This is a genomic window from Pseudomonas sp. TE9122 (assembly GCF_056278925.1).
Map to the genome: position 1 here is coordinate 1 of NZ_JBWBQI010000001.1, position 20,173 is coordinate 20,173.

Annotated in this window: 17 protein-coding genes and 1 pseudogene; 17 read left to right on the forward strand and 1 reads right to left on the reverse strand. The window is 60.4% G+C overall.

The window, feature by feature from the left end; genetic code table 11:
- A pseudogene (gene aceE / locus ACZ9BE_RS00005) lies at positions 1-923 on the reverse strand (pyruvate dehydrogenase (acetyl-transferring), homodimeric type); the annotation flags it as partial.
- A gap of 262 nt (positions 924-1,185) precedes the next feature.
- Between aceE and ACZ9BE_RS00010 the strand changes: the two are divergent.
- The 17 genes from ACZ9BE_RS00010 (at position 1,186) to ACZ9BE_RS00090 (ending at position 20,157) form a co-directional block, all read left to right on the forward strand.
- Positions 1,186-1,311, forward strand: coding sequence for a hypothetical protein (locus tag ACZ9BE_RS00010; protein WP_256584330.1), 126 nt, complete (start codon positions 1,186-1,188; stop codon positions 1,309-1,311).
- Positions 1,308-4,247 (forward strand): bifunctional [glutamate--ammonia ligase]-adenylyl-L-tyrosine phosphorylase/[glutamate--ammonia-ligase] adenylyltransferase, encoded by a 2,940-nt coding sequence (gene glnE, locus ACZ9BE_RS00015; RefSeq protein ID WP_095180994.1) that lies wholly within the window; start codon positions 1,308-1,310, stop codon positions 4,245-4,247. Before ACZ9BE_RS00010 ends, glnE begins: the two co-directional genes overlap by 4 nt.
- Positions 4,248-4,573: 326 nt before the next feature.
- Positions 4,574-5,608 carry a lipopolysaccharide heptosyltransferase II gene (gene waaF / locus ACZ9BE_RS00020; RefSeq protein WP_236168154.1) on the forward strand — a complete coding sequence of 345 codons (1,035 nt, stop codon included), beginning with the start codon at positions 4,574-4,576 and terminating at the stop codon, positions 5,606-5,608.
- Between the two features lies 1 nt (position 5,609).
- Complete coding sequence (gene waaC, locus ACZ9BE_RS00025; RefSeq protein WP_476248774.1) at positions 5,610-6,671, forward strand: lipopolysaccharide heptosyltransferase I; 1,062 nt, start codon at positions 5,610-5,612, stop codon at positions 6,669-6,671.
- Entirely contained in the window at positions 6,671-7,792 is a 1,122-nt protein-coding gene (locus ACZ9BE_RS00030) for a glycosyltransferase family 4 protein (RefSeq protein ID WP_310219249.1), read from the forward strand. Before waaC ends, ACZ9BE_RS00030 begins: the two co-directional genes overlap by 1 nt.
- Positions 7,792-8,598, forward strand: a complete 807-nt coding sequence (gene rfaP, locus ACZ9BE_RS00035) for a lipopolysaccharide core heptose(I) kinase RfaP (RefSeq protein WP_056787471.1) — start codon at positions 7,792-7,794, stop codon at positions 8,596-8,598. The genes ACZ9BE_RS00030 and rfaP overlap by 1 nt, the downstream gene beginning before the upstream one ends.
- Positions 8,598-9,332: a lipopolysaccharide kinase InaA family protein gene (locus ACZ9BE_RS00040; protein WP_041477623.1), complete on the forward strand. Its 735-nt coding sequence runs from the start codon at positions 8,598-8,600 to the stop codon at positions 9,330-9,332. The genes rfaP and ACZ9BE_RS00040 overlap by 1 nt, the downstream gene beginning before the upstream one ends.
- On the forward strand, positions 9,329-10,081 hold the full coding sequence (locus ACZ9BE_RS00045) for a lipopolysaccharide kinase InaA family protein (protein WP_252885202.1): 753 nt from the start codon (positions 9,329-9,331) through the stop codon (positions 10,079-10,081). Before ACZ9BE_RS00040 ends, ACZ9BE_RS00045 begins: the two co-directional genes overlap by 4 nt.
- Entirely contained in the window at positions 10,081-11,532 is a 1,452-nt protein-coding gene (locus ACZ9BE_RS00050; RefSeq protein WP_476248775.1) for a lipopolysaccharide kinase InaA family protein, read from the forward strand. The genes ACZ9BE_RS00045 and ACZ9BE_RS00050 overlap by 1 nt, the downstream gene beginning before the upstream one ends.
- A gap of 180 nt (positions 11,533-11,712) precedes the next feature.
- A complete protein-coding gene (locus ACZ9BE_RS00055; protein WP_476248776.1) occupies positions 11,713-12,042 on the forward strand; it encodes a YceK/YidQ family lipoprotein in 330 nt (109 codons plus the stop codon).
- Positions 12,002-12,901 (forward strand): DUF3800 domain-containing protein, encoded by a 900-nt coding sequence (locus tag ACZ9BE_RS00060; RefSeq protein ID WP_256808331.1) that lies wholly within the window; start codon positions 12,002-12,004, stop codon positions 12,899-12,901. The genes ACZ9BE_RS00055 and ACZ9BE_RS00060 overlap by 41 nt, the downstream gene beginning before the upstream one ends.
- A gap of 225 nt (positions 12,902-13,126) precedes the next feature.
- Complete coding sequence (locus tag ACZ9BE_RS00065; protein WP_056787479.1) at positions 13,127-14,884, forward strand: carbamoyltransferase family protein; 1,758 nt, start codon at positions 13,127-13,129, stop codon at positions 14,882-14,884.
- Positions 14,868-15,998, forward strand: a complete 1,131-nt coding sequence (locus tag ACZ9BE_RS00070; protein WP_252887211.1) for a glycosyltransferase — start codon at positions 14,868-14,870, stop codon at positions 15,996-15,998. Before ACZ9BE_RS00065 ends, ACZ9BE_RS00070 begins: the two co-directional genes overlap by 17 nt.
- The gene (locus ACZ9BE_RS00075; protein WP_476248777.1) at positions 15,998-16,894 is read left to right on the forward strand and encodes an antimicrobial resistance protein Mig-14; all 897 of its coding nucleotides are present in this window, start codon (positions 15,998-16,000) and stop codon (positions 16,892-16,894) included. Before ACZ9BE_RS00070 ends, ACZ9BE_RS00075 begins: the two co-directional genes overlap by 1 nt.
- A gap of 8 nt (positions 16,895-16,902) precedes the next feature.
- Positions 16,903-18,303 (forward strand): PIG-L deacetylase family protein, encoded by a 1,401-nt coding sequence (locus tag ACZ9BE_RS00080; protein WP_252887944.1) that lies wholly within the window; start codon positions 16,903-16,905, stop codon positions 18,301-18,303.
- Positions 18,304-18,384: 81 nt separating this feature from the next.
- Complete coding sequence (locus tag ACZ9BE_RS00085) at positions 18,385-19,341, forward strand: glycosyltransferase (protein ID WP_095180987.1); 957 nt, start codon at positions 18,385-18,387, stop codon at positions 19,339-19,341.
- A gap of 54 nt (positions 19,342-19,395) precedes the next feature.
- The gene (locus tag ACZ9BE_RS00090) at positions 19,396-20,157 is read left to right on the forward strand and encodes a glycosyltransferase family 2 protein (protein WP_252887212.1); all 762 of its coding nucleotides are present in this window, start codon (positions 19,396-19,398) and stop codon (positions 20,155-20,157) included.
- Positions 20,158-20,173: the final 16 nt, after the last annotated feature.

Consider the following 20,173-nt stretch of genomic DNA (forward strand, 5'->3'; position numbering starts at 1 on the left):
CGGCGTTGCAGGATGCCGTCGACGTCTTTGGCCAGCAGCGGGTCCCAGAAACGGCCCCAGATGACTTTGGTCACGTTCCACTGCGCACCACGGAACACGCCTTCGAGTTCCTGGATGATCTTGCCGTTGCCGCGAACCGGGCCGTCGAGGCGCTGCAGGTTGCAGTTGATGACGAAGATCAGGTTGTCCAGCTTCTCGCGGCCGGCCAGGGAGATCGCGCCCAGGGATTCCGGCTCGTCGCACTCGCCGTCGCCCAGGAAGCACCAGACTTTCTGTTTGCCCGGCTGGATGAAACCGCGGTGCTCCAGGTACTTCATGAAGCGCGCCTGGTAGATCGCCTGGATCGGACCCAGACCCATCGATACGGTCGGGAACTGCCAGAAGTCAGGCATCAGCCAAGGGTGCGGATAGGACGACAGGCCTTGACCATCGACTTCCTGACGGAAGTTGTTCATCTGGTCTTCGGTGATGCGGCCTTCCATGAATGCGCGGGCGTAAACGCCTGGCGAGGTGTGGCCCTGGAAGTAGATCAGGTCGCCGCCATGTTCGTCGGTCGGGGCCTGGAAGAAATAGTTGAAGCCGATGTCATACAGGGTCGCACTGGAAGCGAAGCTGGAGATGTGACCACCCAGGTCCGAATCTCGCAGGTTCGTGCGCATTACCATGGCCATCGCGTTCCAGCGTACCAGCGAGCGAATGCGGCGTTCCATGAACAGGTCGCCAGGCATGCGTGCTTCGTGGGTAACGGGGATCGTGTTGCGGTAAGGCGTGGTGATCGCGTAAGGGAGCTGCGAGCCGCTGCGGGTCGCGAGTTCGCCCATACGGGTCATCAGATAGTGAGCACGGTCTTCGCCTTCTTTGTCGAGAACCGATTCCAGGGCGTCCAGCCATTCCTGGGTTTCGACGGGATCGAGGTCTTGCATGGCTTGCTCCAGGGCGGAAAGGCTTCCAGAATCGGTTGCCTGAGTTTGCGACTGGCCTTGTGGGCAGACGATTTAAAATTCTTGGATTGCCGACAGGTTGTTCCGGCGGCGTGTAGTTTTACTACAAATCTTCCGGCATTTCAGCCTTTCGAATGTATAGACGAGTAGTAAAACTACAGATGAAAGGCTTGTGGCCTCCGACTGCGTTGTGAGAATAATCGTTAAGGCGGGTCGATTTCCATCCGAATAAGGTGAAAGTTTGATGCTGGATGCCAAAGAAGAAGAAATTTCAGCTATTTCTAACTTTTGTTCGACAGTCCTTCACGTAGCGGGTTTTCATCATTCACTACAAGCGGCCCTTATTACGCCGATCAAGGATAGACCATGACCCTGCCCGTGCTTGCCGAACTGCCCGCCATTCTCCTGCCGTTGGTCAGCCGATCCGAGCAGTCGTTCCGTACGTCCGTCGCCGCCCTTGAAGACGATCACGGCCTGTCGAACTGGACGTCGGAGCGCTGGGCGCAATTCGCCCGCGTCAGCGCCGCCAGCGAATTTGTCATTGAACAGAGCATTCGTGACCCTTTGATGTTGCTGTCGCTGGTGGCGTCCGGCGAACTTGATCGGGCGTTCGCGCCCGGCGAACTGTGCGCACAGATCGCCGCCGCCGTGAACTGCGCGCAGAGCGAAGACGAAGTCGGCCGCGCCTTGCGCCGTCAGCGTGCACGGCATCAGGTGCGGATCATCTGGCGCGACCTGACCCGTCAGGCCGATCTGGTGCAGACCTGCCGTGACCTCTCGGACATGGCCGACGCCACCATCGATCAGGCTTATCAATGGCTGTACAGCCGCCATTGCGAGCAATTCGGCACACCCACCGGCCGGCGCAGCGGTGAGCCGCAGCAGATGGTCATTCTCGGCATGGGCAAGCTCGGCGCGGTCGAGCTGAATCTGTCTTCCGACATCGACCTGATCTTCGCCTACCCCGAAGGCGGCGAAACCGTCGGCGTGAAACGCTCGCTGGATAATCAGGAATTCTTCATCCGCCTCGGCCAGCGTCTGATCAAGGCCCTCGATCCGATGACCGTCGACGGCTTCGTGTTTCGCGTCGACATGCGCCTGCGCCCCTACGGATCGTCCGGCGCGCTGGTGCTCAGCTTCAATGCGCTGGAGCAGTATTACCAGGATCAGGGCCGCGACTGGGAACGCTACGCGATGATCAAGGCGCGGGTGGTGGCTGGCGATCAGGTTGCCGGCGCGCAGTTGCTCGACATGCTGCGGCCGTTCGTCTACCGCCGTTACCTGGATTTTTCGGCGATCGAAGCGCTGCGCACCATGAAGCAGCTGATCCAGCAGGAAGTGCGGCGCAAAGGCATGGCCGACAACATCAAGCTCGGCTCCGGCGGCATTCGTGAAGTCGAGTTCATCGCTCAGGCCTTTCAGTTGATCCACGGTGGCCGCGATCTGAGCCTGCAACAGCGTCCTCTATTAAAGGTGCTGAGCACGCTGGAAGGGCAGGGCTATCTGCCGCCGGCGGTGGTCAGTGAACTGCGCGAGGGTTACGAGTTTCTGCGTTACACCGAACATGCCATTCAAGCGATTGCCGACCGTCAGACGCAGATGCTGCCGGACAGCGCGCAGGATCAGGCGCGGATCGCCTTCATGCTGGGTTTCGCCGATTGGCCGGCGTTCCACCAACAGCTGATGTACTGGCGCGGGCGCGTAGCCTGGCATTTCGCCCAGGTGATCGCCGATCCCGACGAAGAAGAGGGCGGCGAAAGCGAAGTGGTGGTCGGTGGCGAATGGCTGCCGCTGTGGGAGGAAGAACAGGACGAAGAGGCCGCGTGCCGACAGTTGCAGGAGGGAGGTTTCGTCGATGCCGGCAAAGCCCTGAAAGCGCTGGCCGGTTTGCGTGGCAGTCCGCAATTGCGCGCGATGCAGCGGCTGGGGCGCGAGCGTCTCGATGCTTTTATTCCGCGACTGCTCGCGCAAGCGGTGGAGCATGAAAATCCCGATCTGGTGCTCGAGCGCGTGCTGCCGCTGGTGGAGGCGGTGGCGCGGCGTTCGGCGTATCTGGTTTTGCTCACGGAAAACCCCGGCGCGCTGCGCCGCCTGCTGACTTTGTGTGCGGCGAGCCCGTGGATTGCCGAGCAGATCACGCGCTTCCCGCTGCTGCTCGACGAATTGCTTAACGAGGGCCGGCTGTTCAAGCCGCCGCTGGCGCCGGAACTGGCGGCCGAGTTGCGCGAACGCCTGACGCGAATTCCCGAAGACGACCTCGAGCAGCAAATGGAAGCCCTGCGCCATTTCAAACTGGCGCACCGCTTGCGCGTCGCCGCCTCGGAAATCGCCGGCAGTCTGCCGTTGATGAAAGTCAGCGATTACCTGACCTGGCTGGCCGAGGCGATTCTCGAACAAGTGCTGGCCCTGGCCTGGCGGCAGACCGTGGCCAAGTACGGCACGCCGCTGCGCACCGACGGCACGCTGTGCGATCCCGGCTTCATCATTGTCGGTTATGGCAAAGTCGGCGGTATCGAATTGGGGCATGGTTCCGATCTGGATCTGGTGTTCATCCATGACGGCGATCCGCAGGCGGAAACCGACGGGCCGAAATCCATCGACGGCGCGCAGTTCTTCACGCGCCTGGGGCAGCGGATCATTCATCTGCTCACAGCGCAGACCAATTCCGGCCAGCTGTATGAAGTGGATATGCGCCTGCGGCCGTCCGGCGCTTCCGGGCTGTTGGTGAGCTCCCTCGGCGCATTCGCGCGCTATCAGGAAAACGAAGCCTGGACGTGGGAGCATCAGGCCTTGGTGCGCGCGCGCGTGCTGGTGGGCAGTCAGGATGTTGGCCAGGCTTTTGAAAAAGTCCGCGCGCAGGTGTTGGGCAAACCACGGGATCTGGCCAAACTGCAACAGGAAGTCAGCGAGATGCGCGCCAAGATGCGCGATAACCTCGGCACCCGCAGCACCGCAGCCGGCACGGCGGCGAATGCGTTCGACGCGGGCGTGCCGTTCGACCTCAAGCAGGACGCCGGAGGTATCGTCGATATTGAATTTATGGTGCAATACGCGGCCCTGGCGTGGTCGCACAGCCATCCGCCGCTGCTGCGCTGGACCGATAACATCCGCATTCTGGAAGAGCTGGAACACGAAGGGCTGATGCCCGCAGAAGATGCCAGTCTGTTGCGCGAGGCCTACAAAGCCTATCGCTCCGCCGCCCACCGGCAGGCCTTGCAGAAGGACGCCGGGGTGATACCGGGCGACCAGTTTGCCGACGAACGCCGGCAGGTTTTGCGGATCTGGAAAGAGATGGGGCTAAGCTGAAAGCGGTTTATGCAGCACCCAATACCCTGTGGGAGCGAGCTTGCTCGCGAAGGCGGAGTGTCAGACGACACCGATGTCGGATGTGATGGCCCCTTCGCGAGCAAGCTCGCTCCCACAGTGATCTGCGCTGAAATGCAGATGTTGAAACAGATGCAAAACCCTGTGGGAGCTGGCTTGCCAGCGATAGCGGAGTATCAGACGACAATAATGTTGAATGTGAAGACCCCATCGCGGGCAAGCCCGCTCCCACAGTAGATCTACAGTGTTTGTAGAATTCTCGAGGCGGGGAGGCGTAAATGCCTCCCCGGTTCGTTTTTGGAAACCACATGAATATTCTGATCGTTGGGCCCAGTTGGGTCGGTGACATGGTGATGGCGCAGACACTGTTTCAGTGTCTCAAGCAGCGCCACCCACAGTGCGAAATCGACGTGCTGGCCCCCGAGTGGAGCCGGCCGATCCTTGAGCGCATGCCCGAGGTACGCAAGGCCTTGAGCTTCCCGCTCGGCCATGGCGCGCTGGAACTGGCGACGCGCCGGCGCATCGGCAAATCTCTGCGCGGTCAGTACGATCAGGCGATCCTGCTGCCCAACTCGCTGAAGTCGGCGCTGGTGCCGTTTTTCGCCGGCATCCCGAAACGCACTGGCTGGCGCGGCGAATTCCGCTATGGCCTGCTCAACGACGTGCGCACTCTCGACAAAGAACGCTACCCGCTGATGATCGAGCGCTTCATGGCCTTGGCCTATGAAGCCAACGCCGAGCTGCCGAAGCCGTACCCGCGCCCGAGTCTGCAAATCGACCCGGTGACCCGCGAGGCGGCACTGGTCAAGTTCGGCCTGAGCCTCGATCGCCCGGTCCTGGCCCTGTGCCCCGGCGCCGAGTTTGGCGAATCCAAGCGCTGGCCGTCCGAGCATTACGCCAAGGTCGCCGAAGCGCGCATCCGCGAAGGCTGGCAGGTGTGGCTGTTCGGCTCGAAAAACGATCACGCTGTCGGTGAAGATATCCGCGCACGTTTGATCCCGGGCCTGCGCGAAGAATCGGTCAACCTCAGCGGCGGCACCTCGCTGGCCGAGGCCATTGACCTGCTGTCCTGCGCCGATTCCGTTGTGTCCAATGACTCCGGCCTGATGCACGTCGCTGCGGCATTGAATCGTCCGCTGGTCGCGGTATACGGCTCGACCTCGCCGGGCTTCACCCCGCCGCTGGCTGAGCAGGTCGAGATCGTGCGCCTGGGCATCGAATGCAGCCCGTGCTTTGATCGCACTTGCCGGTTCGGCCATTACAACTGCCTGCGTCAGTTGATGCCGGAAGCGGTCAACGATGCCTTGCAGAAGTTGCAGGGCTCCGTGGTCGAGGTTCATTAACTTGCGGGTATTGTTGATCAAGACCTCATCGCTGGGCGACGTGATTCACGCGTTGCCGGCGCTGACCGATGCTGCACGCGCGATCCCGGGGATCAAGTTCGACTGGGTGGTGGAAGAGGGCTTCGCCGAGATTCCGAGCTGGCACCCGGCGGTCGATAAAGTGATTCCGGTGGCGATCCGCCGCTGGCGCAAGAATCTTTGGAAAACCATCACCAGCGGCGAGTGGAAACGCTTCAAGCAAAGCGTGCGCGCCAATAAATACGATCTGATGATCGACGCTCAAGGCCTGCTGAAAAGTGCCTGGCTGACCCGCTACGTCAAAGCCCCGGTGGCCGGCCTCGATAAAACCTCCGCGCGCGAACCGATAGCCGCGCGCTTCTACGATCGCAAACTCGCTGTCGCCCGTGGTCAGCACGCCGTCGAGCGCGTACGCCAGTTATTCGCCATCGCTCTGGGTTACGACTTGCCCAAAGGCCTCGGCGATTACGGCCTCAACGTCGAGCGACTGGTCGAGTTGCCACGCAAGAACGCTTACGTGGTGTTCCTCCACGGCACCACTTGGGACACCAAGCACTGGCCGGAACACTACTGGCGCGAGCTGACCGAGCGGGTCGGCTACCTCGGCGTTGGCGTGAAGCTGCCGTGGGGCAACCCACAGGAAAAGGCCCGTGCCGAACGCATCGCCGCCGGCTTCAAGCACGCTGAGGTGCTGCCGAAACTCAATCTGGCTGGCGTTGGCAAAGTGCTCGCCGGCGCGCAGGCTTGCGTGGCGGTGGACACCGGGCTCGGCCATCTGGCCGCTGCGCTGGATGTGCCGACCATCTCGTTGTTCGGCCCGACCAACCCGGGCCTGACCGGCGCTTACGGCAAGCTGCAGATTCATCTGGCCAGCGACTTCCCGTGCGCGCCCTGCATGCAGAAAAAATGTACCTATCAACCGACCGCGCAGGATGCCCGTCAGTTTGACCTGAAACGCGAGCAGCCTTTGTGCTTCACGCGTGTGAACCCCGAGCGTGTCGCCAGCCGACTGAGCACGTTGTTAATGGCTGAGGAGCTGCGCTGATGCAATTGGCATTTGTCCTGTACAAATATTTCCCGTTCGGTGGCTTGCAGCGCGACTTCATGCGCATCGCTCTCGAATGCCAGAAGCGCGGCCATCAGATTCGCGTCTACACGCTGATTTGGGAAGGCGACGTGCCCCCGGGTTTCGAGGTGCTGGTGGCGCCGGTCAAAGCGTTCTTCAACCACCGTCGCAACGAAAAGCTCAGCGCGTGGATGGCAGCGGATCTGGCCAAGCGTCCGGTCGATCGCTTGATCGGCTTCAACAAGATGCCGGGCCTGGACGTCTACTACGCCGCCGACGGCTGCTTCGAAGACAAGGCGCAAAATCTGCGCAACTCGCTTTATCGCCGCTGGGGTCGCTATCGCCACTTCGCCGAGTACGAGCGCGCGGTGTTCGCCAAAGACGCGAAGACCGAAGTGCTGATGATTTCCGAAGTGCAGCAGCCGCTGTTCATCAAGTATTACGACACGCCGCTCGAGCGCTTCCACCTGCTGCCGCCGGGCATTGCCCAGGATCGTCGGCGGCCGGCGGATGCCGATGAGATTCGCGCCGGTTTCCGCGCGGAATTCAATCTCAAGGACGACGACCTGCTGCTGGTGCAGATCGGCTCCGGCTTCAAGACCAAGGGTGTCGATCGCAGCCTCAAGGCGCTGGCCGCGCTGCCGGCCGAGTTGAGAAAACGCACCCGGCTGTTTGTAATCGGCCAGGATGACCCCAAATTGTTCCAGATGCAGAGTGCGACGCTGGGCATGGGCGACAATGTGACCTTCCTCAAAGGCCGCAGCGATATCCCGCGTTTCCTGCTCGGTGCCGACCTGTTGATTCACCCGGCCTACAACGAAAACACTGGCACCGTGCTGCTTGAAGCACTGGTGGCCGGTTTGCCGGTGCTGGTCAGTGCGGTCTGCGGTTACGCCCATTACATCGCCGAGGCTGATGCCGGGCGAGTGCTGGACGAGCCGTTCGAGCAGGCGCAGCTGACCCGATACCTGACCGAGATGTTGAGCGACGACGCTGCACGGGCGGCCTGGAGCCGCAACGGTCTGGCCTTCGCCGAGACGGCCGACCTCTACAGCATGCCGCAGCACGCGGCGGATGTGATTCTGGCGGAGCACGCTTAATGAAGTTGATGCTGGCTGAACCGTTCAAAAGCCTTTGGGCCGGACGCGACCCGTTCGCCGAAGTCGAAGGCTTGCAGGGCGAGGTGTACCGCGAGCTGGAAGCGCGCCGGACATTGCGCACGGAAGTCGACGGCAACGGGTTTTTTGTGAAAATCCACCGTGGCATCGGCTGGGGCGAGATCTTCAAGAACCTGCTGACCGCCAAGCTGCCGGTGCTCGGCGCGGGTCAGGAGTGGAAAGCCATTCAGCGTCTGCAGGAAGCCGGCGTGCCGACCATGACTGCCGTCGCCTACGGCGAGAAAGGCAGCAACCCGGCGGATCAGCATTCGTTCATCGTCACCGAAGAACTCGCGCCGACCATCAGCCTCGAAGACTTCAGCATTGACTGGGTCAAGCAGCCGCCGGAGCCAACACTCAAGCGCGCGCTGATTGCCGAAGTCGCGCGGATGACCGGGATGATGCACCGCGCCGGGGTCAATCACCGTGACTGCTACATTTGCCATTTTCTGCTGCACACCGACAAACCGGTCACGCCGCAGGATTTCAAACTCTCGGTGATCGATCTGCACCGAGCCCAGACCCGCGCAAAGATCACTCAGCGCTGGCGCAACAAGGATCTGGCGGCGCTGTACTTCTCGGCGCTGGACATCGGCCTGACCCGTCGCGACAAACTGCGTTTTCTCAAAGGCTATTTCCAGCAACCGCTGCGGCAGATTCTGGCGGAAGAAGCGCCATTGCTGAGCTGGCTGCAAGGCAAGGCCGACAAGCTCTACGAGCGTAAACAGCGTTACGGGGATGCGCTCTGATGGCGGGTTGGACACTTGAGCCGCAGTACGGCGAACTCGCCGAAGATTTCGGCAGCCTCGAAGCCGTATTTGCCTTGCAGGGCGAACGCCTGACCCGCGATCCGCTGTCGGAGGTGGTTCGGGTGCAGCGCGACGGCGTCAATTATTACGTCAAACGCTACGTCGGCGCCGGTAAGGGCCTGCGCCGTTACCTCGGCAAGCCGCGCGTAAAAATGGAATGGCAGAACCTCAAGCGCTTCGCCAAGTGGGGCATCCCCACTGCCGAGGTGGTGGCCTGGGGGCTGGAGCGGCGGGGCGCGGCCTACGATCGGGGCGCGATGATCACCCGTGAACTGCCCAATACCGAAGACCTCTCGGCGCTGGCCGAGCGCAAGGATCCCAGGCTCAAGGATCGCGCCTGGGTCGACGGTGTCAGCCAGCAATTGGCCGGTTACACCCGGACCATGCACGACCATCGGTTTACGCATAACGATTTGAAATGGCGCAACCTGCTGATCGACGATCAGGCGCGCATCTTCCTCATCGACTGCCCCAACGGCGAATTCTGGCGCGGCTTCTGGCTCAAGTACCGGATCACCAAGGACCTCGCCTGTCTCGACAAACTGGCCAAATATCACCTGTCCAACACCCAGCGCCTGCGCTTCTACAAGCAGTATCGCCAGTGTGATCGGCTCGATGTCGCCGACAAGAAGCGGATTCGCCACGTGGTGAGATTTTTTGAGGGGCGCGAATGACTGATTTTCTTGCCGAACAGGACCGCGCACTGCTGGAGCGCCACGGTCTCGGCAATTTCGATGCACTGTGGGCCAAACAGCTTGAAGCTGTGGATGAGCCCAACACTGCCGGTGGCGGCTGGAGCAGCGTGTTCCGTCTCGATCTTGAGGGCCAGGGCTATTACCTCAAGCGCCAGAGCAATTATCTGACCCGAACTTTGCAGGCGCCGTTTGGCGAGCCAAGCTTTGCCCGCGAATTTCGCAACATCAGCCGTTACCGCAAGTTGGGCATTCCGGCGTTGCAGGCGGCGTTTTTCGGTGAGCGCAAGGTCGCCGGGGAAGTACGCGCCATTCTGCTCACCCGTGCACTGGACGGCTGGAGCGACCTGGATTCGTTGCTGACGCGCTGGGCGCAGCTCAGTGCCGCTCAGCATTCGGCGATTCTCAAGGCTTGCGGGCTGCTGGCGCGGCGGCTGCACGGCGCGCGTCAGGTGCATGGCTGTTTCTATCCCAAACATATTTTCCTGCGCGCCACCGGCGACGGCTATGAGGCGCAGCTGATCGATCTGGAGAAAACCCGGCCGTTGCTGTTCGGCATGCGTGATCGGGTCAAGGATCTGGAACCGTTGCAACGGCGAGCGCCGCAATGGAGCGAGGCAGACTTGCGCCAGTTGCTCGCGGCTTATCTCGATCAGCCGACTGACAGCTCGCTGCTCGACAGCTGGCTGACCCGACTGACAGCGCGGCGCAGCCATAAGGAGACCCGCTGATGCAATTGTCCGAGCTGGCCCGCTCCGGGCGTACCCCCTCACTGCCGCTGACCGTGACCCTGGCGGACGCCGCCGGTGTTGCGGATTTGCAGTTGCTGAGCCTGCTGCGGGTGTTGCCCGGGCAGCGCTATGTTGGCGCCGGCGTCTGGCGCGGTCGGCCGGTATTGGCCAAGTTGCTGGTCGGCAGCAAGGCCGCCCGGCATTTTCAGCGTGAGCTGGACGGTGTGCGCCTGCTCGCAGCGCAAGGCCTGACCACGCCGCTGCTGTTGGCCGATGGACTGAAAGACGGTGAGGGTGGCTGGCTGCTGTTCGAATTCCTCGAGGGTGCCGAGAGCCTCGGTGATGCCTGGGCCGAGGTCGAGTCTCTGCCGGCACTGGCCGATGAGCAGACCGCCGTTCTGGCCGAAGCGCTTGACGCTATCGGTCGGATGCATGGCAAAGGACTCTGGCAGGAGGATCTGCACCTGGACAATCTGCTGCGTCACGGCGGTCAGTTGTACCTGATCGATGGCGCCGGAGTTCGTGCGGAAGCGGCGGGCCAGCCACTGTCCCGACAAAAAGTGCTGGAAAACCTCGGGGTGTTTTTCGCTCAGCTTCCGAAGTCACTTGAGCCGTTCACCGAAGAGTTGCTGGTCTATTATCTGTTGAGCAACAGCGAACATGCTTTGCCGCTGGAGGCTCTGCAGAAACAGATCGACAAGGTGCGCAGTTGGCGGCTCAGGGACTACCTGAACAAGGTCGGCCGTGAATGCACGCTGTTTGCCGTACAGCGCGGTGCATTTGCCCTGCGCGCCGTTCGCCGTGAAGAAGCAGCGGCCATGCTGCCGGTGCTTGATCAGGCCGACGCCTTGCTTGATCGGGGGCATCTGTACAAGACCGGCGGCGCGGCCAGCGTCGGCAGAGTCGAGGTGGCCGGGCGAGCTCTGGTTATCAAACGCTACAACATCAAGAATTTCGCCCATTGGCTCAAGCGCTTCTGGCGCCCGAGCCGGGCCTGGCATTCGTGGCGTGAAGGCAATCGCCTGGCGTTCCTGGGCATCGCCACGCCGAAACCGCTGGCGGTACTGGAAAAGCGTTTTTTGTGGCTGCGCCGCAGTGCCTATCTGGTCACCGAGTTCCTGCCCGGGCCGGACATCATCAAGCGCTTTGCGCCGTACGTGGAAAATGGCCAGGCACCGGAAGCCGAGTTGCTGGCGCTTGATCAATTGTTTGCCCGATTGATCGCCGAGCGCATCAGTCATGGCGACTTCAAAGGCCACAACCTATTCTGGCAGGCGGATCGCTGGGCGCTGATCGACCTCGACTCCATGTGTCAGCACTCATCGGTCGGCAGTTTTGCCCCAGCTTACGCCCGCGATCGCGCGCGGTTCATGCGCAACTGGCCTGAAAGCAGCGCGTTGTACCAGGTCATTGATCAGCGGTTGCCGAAAGAAGTCTCCAGCGCAGGGTGATTCCTTCTCACGAGCAGACTCGTTCTTGCAATGGACCTGGTCCACTGCGAAACGGAGTCTGTGGGCAGTAGCGGACAAAATACAGCGATCTGTCCTACAACTTCTCCAGAAGCCATGAACTGTGCCCTGCTCGGGCTCGATGCTAATTTGCCTGACGATCTCGGAGGGCGAATCTTGAGCATGAAAAAAATTCTGATGCTGGGCGTAATTTCTGTGGTGCTCTCAGGCTGTGGCAGTGTCTCGACCGTTTTACAGGGCGACGCCGATGCTGCCCGTGACCTGCGCAAAAAGAAGACCTACTGCCAATCGATTCCGCGCATCTACAGTGGCGTGGCCTTCGATTTTTGCACTTTGAATGCGCCGCCCGATCCTACGGGTATGCTGGCGCCCTTTGTGTTGCTTGATCTTCCTCTATCCGCCGTGTTCGATACCGTTTCCTTGCCCTATACGATTTACCGGCAAATCGAGGATGGCAATCTCAGTATCTATTGGCGCCCGAATCGCGGGTGACGTTGTGCAGTTTTCTCGTTTTGAAAATCGGGGCGAGGTGCGGGAGGTTCTTGAAGGCGTAGAGCCTCAGCACGCCGACGCGAGATACAGTGATTTCGTCATTTATGTTGATGAAAGCGGTGATCACGGAATGCAGCGGTTGGACCCTTACTATCCGATTTTCGTACTCGCCTTTTGTGTGTTTCATAAGCGCCACTATTGCGAAAAGGTCATCCCAGCGGTTCAGAAGTTCAAGTTCAATCACATGGGACATGATCTGATCGGGCTGCATGAGCTTGAGATTAGAAAAGAAAAAGGCGCTTTCTCTAGTTTGTTTACCTCAAAGGCGCACAAGCATGCGTTTCTTGCCGAATTGACCGGCATCATTGAGGCCAGCAATTTCGTTTTGATCAGCTGTGTCATCGATAAGGCTCCACTCTGCGAGAAGCAGGGTTCTCTAGAGAATCCGTATCATCTGGCGCTCGGCTTCTGTCTTGAAACTTTGTACGATTTTTTATCTGAGAAGGGTCAGCACCGCGCATCAACACATGTGATTTTTGAACGCCGAGGAAAGCGGGAAGATAACGAGTTGGAGCTAGAGTTTCGCAGAATGTGCGGTGGTGCCAATCGAATGGGCGTGCAACTGCCGTTCGAAATAGTCTTCGCCACAAAGCAGGTCAATTCCACCGGCTTACAGCTGGCTGATCTTGTTGCGAGACCCATTGGTATGAGTGTTTTGAGGGCGGGTCAGGAAAATCGCGCTTTTGAAGTGCTCAAACGCAAGTTTTATTGCAGCGGTGGGCGCATAAACGCTGGAGAAGGTTTCGAAAATTGGGGCTTGAAGATTTTCCCGCCTCCAAAAAGCGAAAAGCCCCGGTGATCTCACCGAGGCATTAGCGCCGACCGGGATCCCCCAGTCCATTTGAGTTGGAGTCTATTGCGACGTCCAAAGCCTGTCAACGTGGCGACTGCCTGTTCCTGCTAGAGGCTTGCGGGCGCTTTTACGCTATAATCCCGCCCTTTAGCTGCCACTCGCCCTGTGCGAGGGCACATCAATTTTCAAGGCGCATCGCGCCTGCATGCAGACTAAAGAGGCTAGACCCCTGTGGCATTGACGATTCTTGGCCTGTCCGGCGCCCTTAGCCATGATCCTTCCGCAGCCTTGTACATCGACGGCAAGCTGGTCGCGGCGGCTGAGGAAGAGCGCTTCGTACGCGATAAACATGCAAAGAACCGCATGCCCTACGAATCGGCGAAATTTTGCCTCGAGCAGGCCGGTATCAAACCTTCCGACGTTGACGTGGTGGCGATTCCATTCGCCCCGATCAGCCTGTTCGGCAAGGCCCGCTGGCACTACGCCAAGCGCTACTGGTACGCCCCGGATCGTGCTCTCGATGCGATCCTGATGGGTAACCGTCGCTACAAGCGCTACCGCAACAAGATCGTCTGGTGCCTCGAGCAACTGGGCTTCGATCCGAAGAAAATCAAGATCGAGCCGGTCGAGCATCACCTGGCTCACGCCTCCAGTGCTTATCACTGCTCCGGTTTCAAAGAGAAAACCGCGATCCTCGGCATCGACGGTAAAGGCGAATACGCCACGACCTTCTTCGGTTACGGCGAAAACGGCAAGATCCACAAGATCAAGGAATTCTTCGACCCGGATTCCCTCGGTGGTCTGTACGGTGCGATCACCGAATTCCTCGGTTTCGAGATGCTCGACGGCGAGTTCAAGGTCATGGGCATGGCGCCATACGGCGATGCCAGCAAGTACGATTTCTCACGTCTGGCCTCGTTCGAAAATGGCGAGCTGGTGATCAACACCGACTACGCCAACGTGATCGGCCTGCGTCGCTATAAAGAGAAGGGCAAGGGTTTCTACTTCTCGCCGAAGCTGATCGAGTGGCTGGGGCCGAAGCGTGAAGGCGACATCGCCGATGAACCTTACATTCACTACGCCGCGAGCATGCAAGCGCTGTTCGAGAAGCTGGCGTTGCAGATGATCGACTACTACCTGGGCGACGTGCTCAAGGAAACCGGCAAACTGGCTTTCGCCGGTGGCTGTGCGTTGAACGTCAAGCTGAACCAGAAAATCATCGCCCGCGACGACATCAAAGAGCTGTTCGTACAGCCTGCGTCCGGCGATGCCGGCACCGCAGTCGGCGCTGCCGCTTACGTGTCGCACGCCCGTGGCGTACCGGTCGAGAAGATGGAACACGTCTATCTCGGCCCGTCGTACAGCAACGAGGACGTGATTGCTGCGTGTGCCCGTCACGAGAACAAGCCGACCTGGCGCAAGCTCGACAACATGCCGGAGCAGATCGCCCAAATCATGGTCGACGGCAACCCGGTCGCCTGGTTCCAGGGCCGTATGGAGTTCGGTCCGCGTGCGTTGGGTGGTCGTTCGATCATCGGTTGCCCGAGCGTGGCCGGTGTCGCCGACCGCATCAACCATCAGATCAAGTTCCGCGAGCGCTGGAGGCCTTTCTGCCCGTCGATGCTCGACACAGTCGCTCCACAGATGATCAAGATCGATCACCCGGCGCCGTTCATGACCTTCACCTTCGAAGTCGCCGAAGAATGGAAAACCCGCGTGCCGGAAGTCGTCCATGAGGACGGTACTTCCCGTGCTCAGGTGCTCAAGCGCGAATACAACCCGCGCTACTACGACATGATGAAGGCGCTGGAAAACCTCACCGGTAACGGCGTGTCGCTGAACACTTCGCTCAACCGTCGTGGCGAACCGATGATCTGCTCGCCGACCGACGCGCTGAACATGTTTTTCGGCTCGGATCTGCAGTACCTGATCATGGAAGACATTCTGGTGGTCAAAGAGGGCGCCAACGCTTATGACTCGCTCGGCTGAACGCCATGTGCTGCAGTTCTGTCACGGCTATGACGGGCCGTTCCTGGACTGCGCGCGGCAGTACGCCAGCCTGTTTGCCGGCACCGGCTATCGGGTGACCACGGTGTTTCTGACCGGGGCCGCCGATAGCGAGGTGGCCGCAGCGTGTGCTTCCGATGAAGTGTTGTTCATGGAGTACAGCTCCAAGGCCATTCGTGGCCTGAAACTGGGGGCTATCGGCGATCTGCGCAAGATCGTCGCCTCACGCAATTTCAGTCTTTGCATCGCCCATCGCTTCAAGCCGATCTATATCGCCTTGCTCGGCACATCGCTGCCGGTCATTGGTGTGCACCACGCGTTCGGCGATTACCAGCGTGGGACGCGCAAGTTGTTCGCGCATATTTTCCGCCAGCGCCTGAGCCTTCTCGGCGTGTCGGATGCAGTGCGTGACGACATGCGACGCTGCCTGCCGAAATGGCCGGCAAGCCGAATCCAGACGTTGTACAACCGCATCGATGTGCCTGCACTGCAAGCCCGTCAGGTACCTTCCGAAGAAGCGCGGCAGATCCTCGGGCTGTCGCCGGATGCCTGGATTGTCGGCAACGTCGGCCGCCTGCACCCGGACAAGGATCAGGCCACGTTGCTGCGCGGGTTTGCCCAAGCGCTGCCAGGCCTGCCGGCCAACAGTCAGCTGGTCATTCTCGGCAGTGGTCGCCTGGAGCAGGATCTCAAGGGGCTGGCCCGTGAGCTGGGCATTGCCGACCGAGTGCTGTTTCTCGGTCAGGTGCCCGATGCGCGCAATTATTTCCGCGCCTTCGATGTGTTCGCCTTGAGCTCCGATCATGAACCGTTCGGAATGGTCTTGCTGGAGGCCATGGCCGCCGGCTTACCGTTGCTGGCCACCGCGTGCGGCGGGGCGAAGGAAGTGGTGGAGGGTGTGGGCATCCTGTTTCCATTGGGCGATGCCGAGCATCTGGCTCAGGGGCTGCAACATCTGGCCGCGATGGATGAGCCGCAGCGTCGTCAATGTGCGCAGATGATGCTCGAGCGACTGCATGAGCGTTTCTCCGACCGTGCGGTGCGCGAGACCTTCTGGCGCCTGCCGCCAGTTACCGATCTGGCAACGAGGGGCTGATGCTCAACCGATTTCAAGGCTGGCGCGAACGTGGCTGGTCGCCCGTTGACGCCTCGACCTACGCCACTGCCTGGCAACGTTATGGCGGCAGTGTCGCGACACATCCGCTGGTCATCGAGCGCCTGGCGGACCTGGCCGGGATCCCGGTGCGTTATCTGGCCTGGCAGCAGCAGGGCGAGGTTGAAGCCGCCATCGCTACTTGGGGACGCGACCTGGCGTTGTCCAAGGACGTGCTCAAACGCAACGGCAAGAAAGGCCTGTTCGACCTCGGCAATGCCGAGCTGATTCTGCCGGCCGCCGTCGATGCTCAGGCACCGCTGCGGCATCGGGCGCGCTATCTGTCGGCACTCAACGAAGGCCGTTTCAGTGGCCTGAAGTTGCAGGCTGAGCAACTGGCCATGGCCCGCACGCCGGAAGAGTTGTCGAAAAAGTTTCGCTATAACCAGCGTCGAGAGCTGCGTCTGCTGGAAGAAGCGGGCGGTGTGGTGCGAGCGGTCAGCGAGTTTTCCAGCGTTGAGCTGGCCGCGATGTACTGCGATCTGTTTCAGCGCCGCTGGGGCTTTCCGGCGACCGGCGCGGCGCGCATGGCCGAGGTCATCGAGTTGCTGCGCGAGCTGTTGATCGGCTCGGTCATTTTCCTCAACAATGCGCCGATTGCGATTCAATTGGTCTACCGCGTTGAGGCGGCAGAATGGATCAGTGTCGAATACGTGAATGGCGGCGTGGATCCCGAAACCCGCGAGTTCAGCCCCGGCAGCGTGCTGAGCTTTCTCAATACGCAAAGCGCCTGGGAACACGCACGGGCACTCGGCAAGCCGTTGCGTTTTTCGTTCGGTCGCGCTGACCGTGAATACAAGGACCGCTGGTGCAACCCTGTGCCGGTGTTCACCGTATGAGTCAGACCATGAGCCGCAAACAGCAATTGCTCAGACGCCATCGACGCAACAAGCGCGTGGCCATGTTGGTCGCGCTGGCCGCCATCATCGCGCTGAGCGTGCTGGTCGCCTGGTGGCTGGCGCCGGTGTTGCTGATTGGCGGCTGGATCGCCCATGAGGCGTGGTTTGCCGATCATCTTTTCTACGCGCCCGGCGACGATTACCAATACAGCTTCCCGGCGTATACGCCGCAGCCTAAGGTGCATCTGAACGGCGAGCAGTTGCGTCTGGATGAAGGGGTGATGCTGGCTGACGAAGCCGTGCTGATTCTGGCTGTACAGGTCAAAAGCACTTGGCTGGGACGTTTTCTTGATCCTTTCATCGAGTTGTCGGGTGGCGCCAATCCTGACGTGCAGACCTTTGAACGCGGTGTCGGCGGCCTGCGCTATCTGAACCTGAGCGGTCAGGCGCAAGCGTTGTCCGAAGGAGTATTGCGTCTGCGCGGCCGTTTCTGTCGAGTGTCGGGCGAGCCGGTACTGTGGGCGCTGGAACACGCTGATTATCGTCGCCAGCGGGTCATGGTCATTGCCCCTCACGCCGACGATGCGGAGCTGGCGGCGTTCGGGTTGTACAGTCAGGCCGATGAAGCCTGGATCGTCACCCTGACCGCTGGCGAAATCGAGGCCGAACATTATCAGCAGATGGGCATGAGCAAGGTCGACGCCGCGCGGCTGAAGGGACGCTTGCGCGCCTGGGACAGCCTCACCGTACCGCAATGGGCCGGTGTCCCCCAGGAACGCTGCGTGCAGTTGGGCTATTTCTGCCTGCAACTGGCCGCGATGCGGGACAAGCCGGAGCAACCGGTGGGTTCGCGCGAAGCGGATTTGAGCGATACCCGTCTGTTCCGTCAATTCAATCGGTTTGTTCTGCCAAGTGACGCCGATGGCGCGCCGACCTGGAGCAATCTGCTGGCTGATCTGCGCGAAACAATGCTGCGCGCGCGTCCGGACGTTATCGTGCTGCCGCATCCGACGCTGGACCCGCACCCCGACCACATCTGTGCGCAGCAGGCTGTACTTGAAGTGTTGGGGGGGCTGGACTGGCAGCCGACGCTGCTCGGTTATGCCAACCATCTGCACGATAACGACCGGTGGCCGATGGGCAATAGTGGCGATGGCGTGGCGCTGCCGCCAGCCTTTGATGCTGGCGTGCCGGTGCAGCCTGTATGCCTGACGTTGTCCGTGGATCAGCAGCGTGACAAGGCAATGGCCCTGGGCATGATGCATGACCTGCAGCCGCCCGCGCCGTTCAAGCGTCGCTTGCGTCGAAGCCTGCAGCGATTGCTGGCTGGGCGCGCCGGTTCGCCTTATGGCGAAAACGAATTTTTCCGCAAGGCGGTTCGGCGACACGAACTGTTCTGGCGTTTGTAACGACACAGGAGCCCGCGCAAGACTGTCTTGCAGGCGGGCATGTTCAGGTTTGCTCGGGTTGCTGTTGCGGCAAGGAAGACAATGAAAGTTCTATTTCTGGTGCAGAAAGATCAGCGGGCCATCCTCGATCGCTTGTATGAGGGTGTCGCCGCCCATTGTGATTGCGACCTGCGCTGGTTGAGCGGCGAGGAGCAGCGCAATCTGCGGCGATATTTCCGCCGCGAAGTCGACGTTTCCCGCTATGACCGCATCGTATTTTTCCTGCGCTTCAAGCAGGAGATCCGGCAGGTCGGGTTTATCCGCACCATCCCCAATCTGGTGATTCTGGAGCACGATGCCTATCAGAATTACATCCCCTGCAAGTACACCGGCAAGTTCAGTGCGCACTATCGGCGTTTGCCGTGGGCACGGGTGATCAGTTCCGGTTTCGTGGTGGCCGAGCGCCTGCGCTCGGAGGGCTTCGACGCCGTGTTCGTGCCCAAGGGCTACGATCAGACGCAATTGCAGGACCAGGGGCGCGAGCGGGATATCGAACTCGCCTTCGTCGGCAGCACCAACAGTGTGGCCTACAGTGGCCGCAAGGCGCTGCTGGATGAACTGGGCCAGGTCGAGCCGCTGCTGGTGACGCGGACCAAGTCCGGGGCTGAATACCTGGAAACGCTCAACCGTATCCGCTTTTTTGTCAGCGCGGACGTGGGCATGGGCGAGTTCATGATCAAGAACTTCGAAGCCATGGCTTGCGGCTGCGTCCTGCTGGCCTATGATCAAGGCGCCGCCGAAGCTGCGGCGCTGGGTTTGCAGGACATGCACAACGTGGTGTTCTATCAGACGATCGCGCAGTTGCAGGAAAAGCTGGCCACGCTGCGCGAGGATCCGCAACTGGCGCAACGCATCGCTGACAACGGTCGCGAACTGGCGGTGGAGCAGTTCAGCTTCGCGCGGATCGGTCAGCGCATCGTTGAAGAACTTGAGCCGCCGTTGCGTGATCGGGCGCCGCTGAGCCTGCTGGAAAAAATCCGCCTGAAAGTGGGCATTTGACAAGTGTCATATAGCCAGTGATATTGCTGGCGACTTCTGATTAACGAGATATCGGTGCAATTTTCCAAAGAAAGCCAGATTACATTGGTGGTTACCAGCTGCGGTCGACTCGATCTGCTCAAGGCCACTCTCGATAGCTTCGACCGGTACAACACGGCACCCATTCGTGAAGTGTTCATCACCGAAGATGCCGGCGACGAAGGCGTTGCCGGGATTCTGCCTGCCCACTGGAAAGAACATTGCACGGTCTTCGTCAATCGTCCGAAGCTGGGCCAGTTGGCATCGATCGACCTGGCCTACGGACACGTCAGCACCCCCTACATTTTTCATTGCGAAGATGACTGGGAGTTCTACCGTCCGGGGTTCGTCGAAGACTCGATGACCATTCTGCAAGCGCGGCCGGAAATTCTGCAGATCTGGTTGCGCAGCTATAATCACGATCTGCGGGTTCACAGTCCTTACATCCATTTGGGCGCGCGCGAGATTGTCGATGGCGTTGCGTGTTATCCGCTGATTTCCGACAAGCCGGAGTGGCAGGGGTTCTCGCTGAACCCTGGGTTGCGTCGACTTGAGGACTATCGGTTGTGTGCGCCTTTCGCCGGCCATGGTGGCGAGAAGGCCTTGTCACAGCGCTACTCACAACTGAACAGGGACGCCTTGATACTCGAGGCAGACGCGGTCATGCACACCGGTTTCGGTCTGCACGTGCAAACGGATGTCGAGCGTGAACGCAAAGCGCGCCGCAATCGCCGCGAACAGATCAAATTTGCCTTGTTTCTGTTGCTGGGAGTCTGCATTGGCTGGTTCATCAACTGAGTTCGAGTACCGCGCA

Excerpts from the sequence above, each read along its gene's own strand:
- rfaP (WP_056787471.1), top strand. The coding sequence starts at position 7,792 with ATGAAGTTGATGCTGGCTGAACCGTTCAAAAGCCTTTGGGCCGGACGC.
- ACZ9BE_RS00085 (WP_095180987.1), top strand. The coding sequence starts at position 18,385 with ATGAAAGTTCTATTTCTGGTGCAGAAAGATCAGCGGGCCATCCTCGAT.
- ACZ9BE_RS00045 (WP_252885202.1), top strand. The coding sequence starts at position 9,329 with ATGACTGATTTTCTTGCCGAACAGGACCGCGCACTGCTGGAGCGCCAC.
- ACZ9BE_RS00010 (WP_256584330.1), top strand. The coding sequence starts at position 1,186 with ATGCTGGATGCCAAAGAAGAAGAAATTTCAGCTATTTCTAACTTTTGT.
- ACZ9BE_RS00040 (WP_041477623.1), top strand. The coding sequence starts at position 8,598 with ATGGCGGGTTGGACACTTGAGCCGCAGTACGGCGAACTCGCCGAAGAT.
- ACZ9BE_RS00050 (WP_476248775.1), top strand. The coding sequence starts at position 10,081 with ATGCAATTGTCCGAGCTGGCCCGCTCCGGGCGTACCCCCTCACTGCCG.
- glnE (WP_095180994.1), top strand. The coding sequence starts at position 1,308 with ATGACCCTGCCCGTGCTTGCCGAACTGCCCGCCATTCTCCTGCCGTTG.
- ACZ9BE_RS00060 (WP_256808331.1), top strand. The coding sequence starts at position 12,002 with ATGGCAATCTCAGTATCTATTGGCGCCCGAATCGCGGGTGACGTTGTG.
- ACZ9BE_RS00030 (WP_310219249.1), top strand. The coding sequence starts at position 6,671 with ATGCAATTGGCATTTGTCCTGTACAAATATTTCCCGTTCGGTGGCTTG.
- ACZ9BE_RS00055 (WP_476248776.1), top strand. The coding sequence starts at position 11,713 with ATGAAAAAAATTCTGATGCTGGGCGTAATTTCTGTGGTGCTCTCAGGC.
- waaF (WP_236168154.1), top strand. The coding sequence starts at position 4,574 with ATGAATATTCTGATCGTTGGGCCCAGTTGGGTCGGTGACATGGTGATG.
- ACZ9BE_RS00075 (WP_476248777.1), top strand. The coding sequence starts at position 15,998 with ATGCTCAACCGATTTCAAGGCTGGCGCGAACGTGGCTGGTCGCCCGTT.
- ACZ9BE_RS00070 (WP_252887211.1), top strand. The coding sequence starts at position 14,868 with ATGACTCGCTCGGCTGAACGCCATGTGCTGCAGTTCTGTCACGGCTAT.
- ACZ9BE_RS00080 (WP_252887944.1), top strand. The coding sequence starts at position 16,903 with ATGAGCCGCAAACAGCAATTGCTCAGACGCCATCGACGCAACAAGCGC.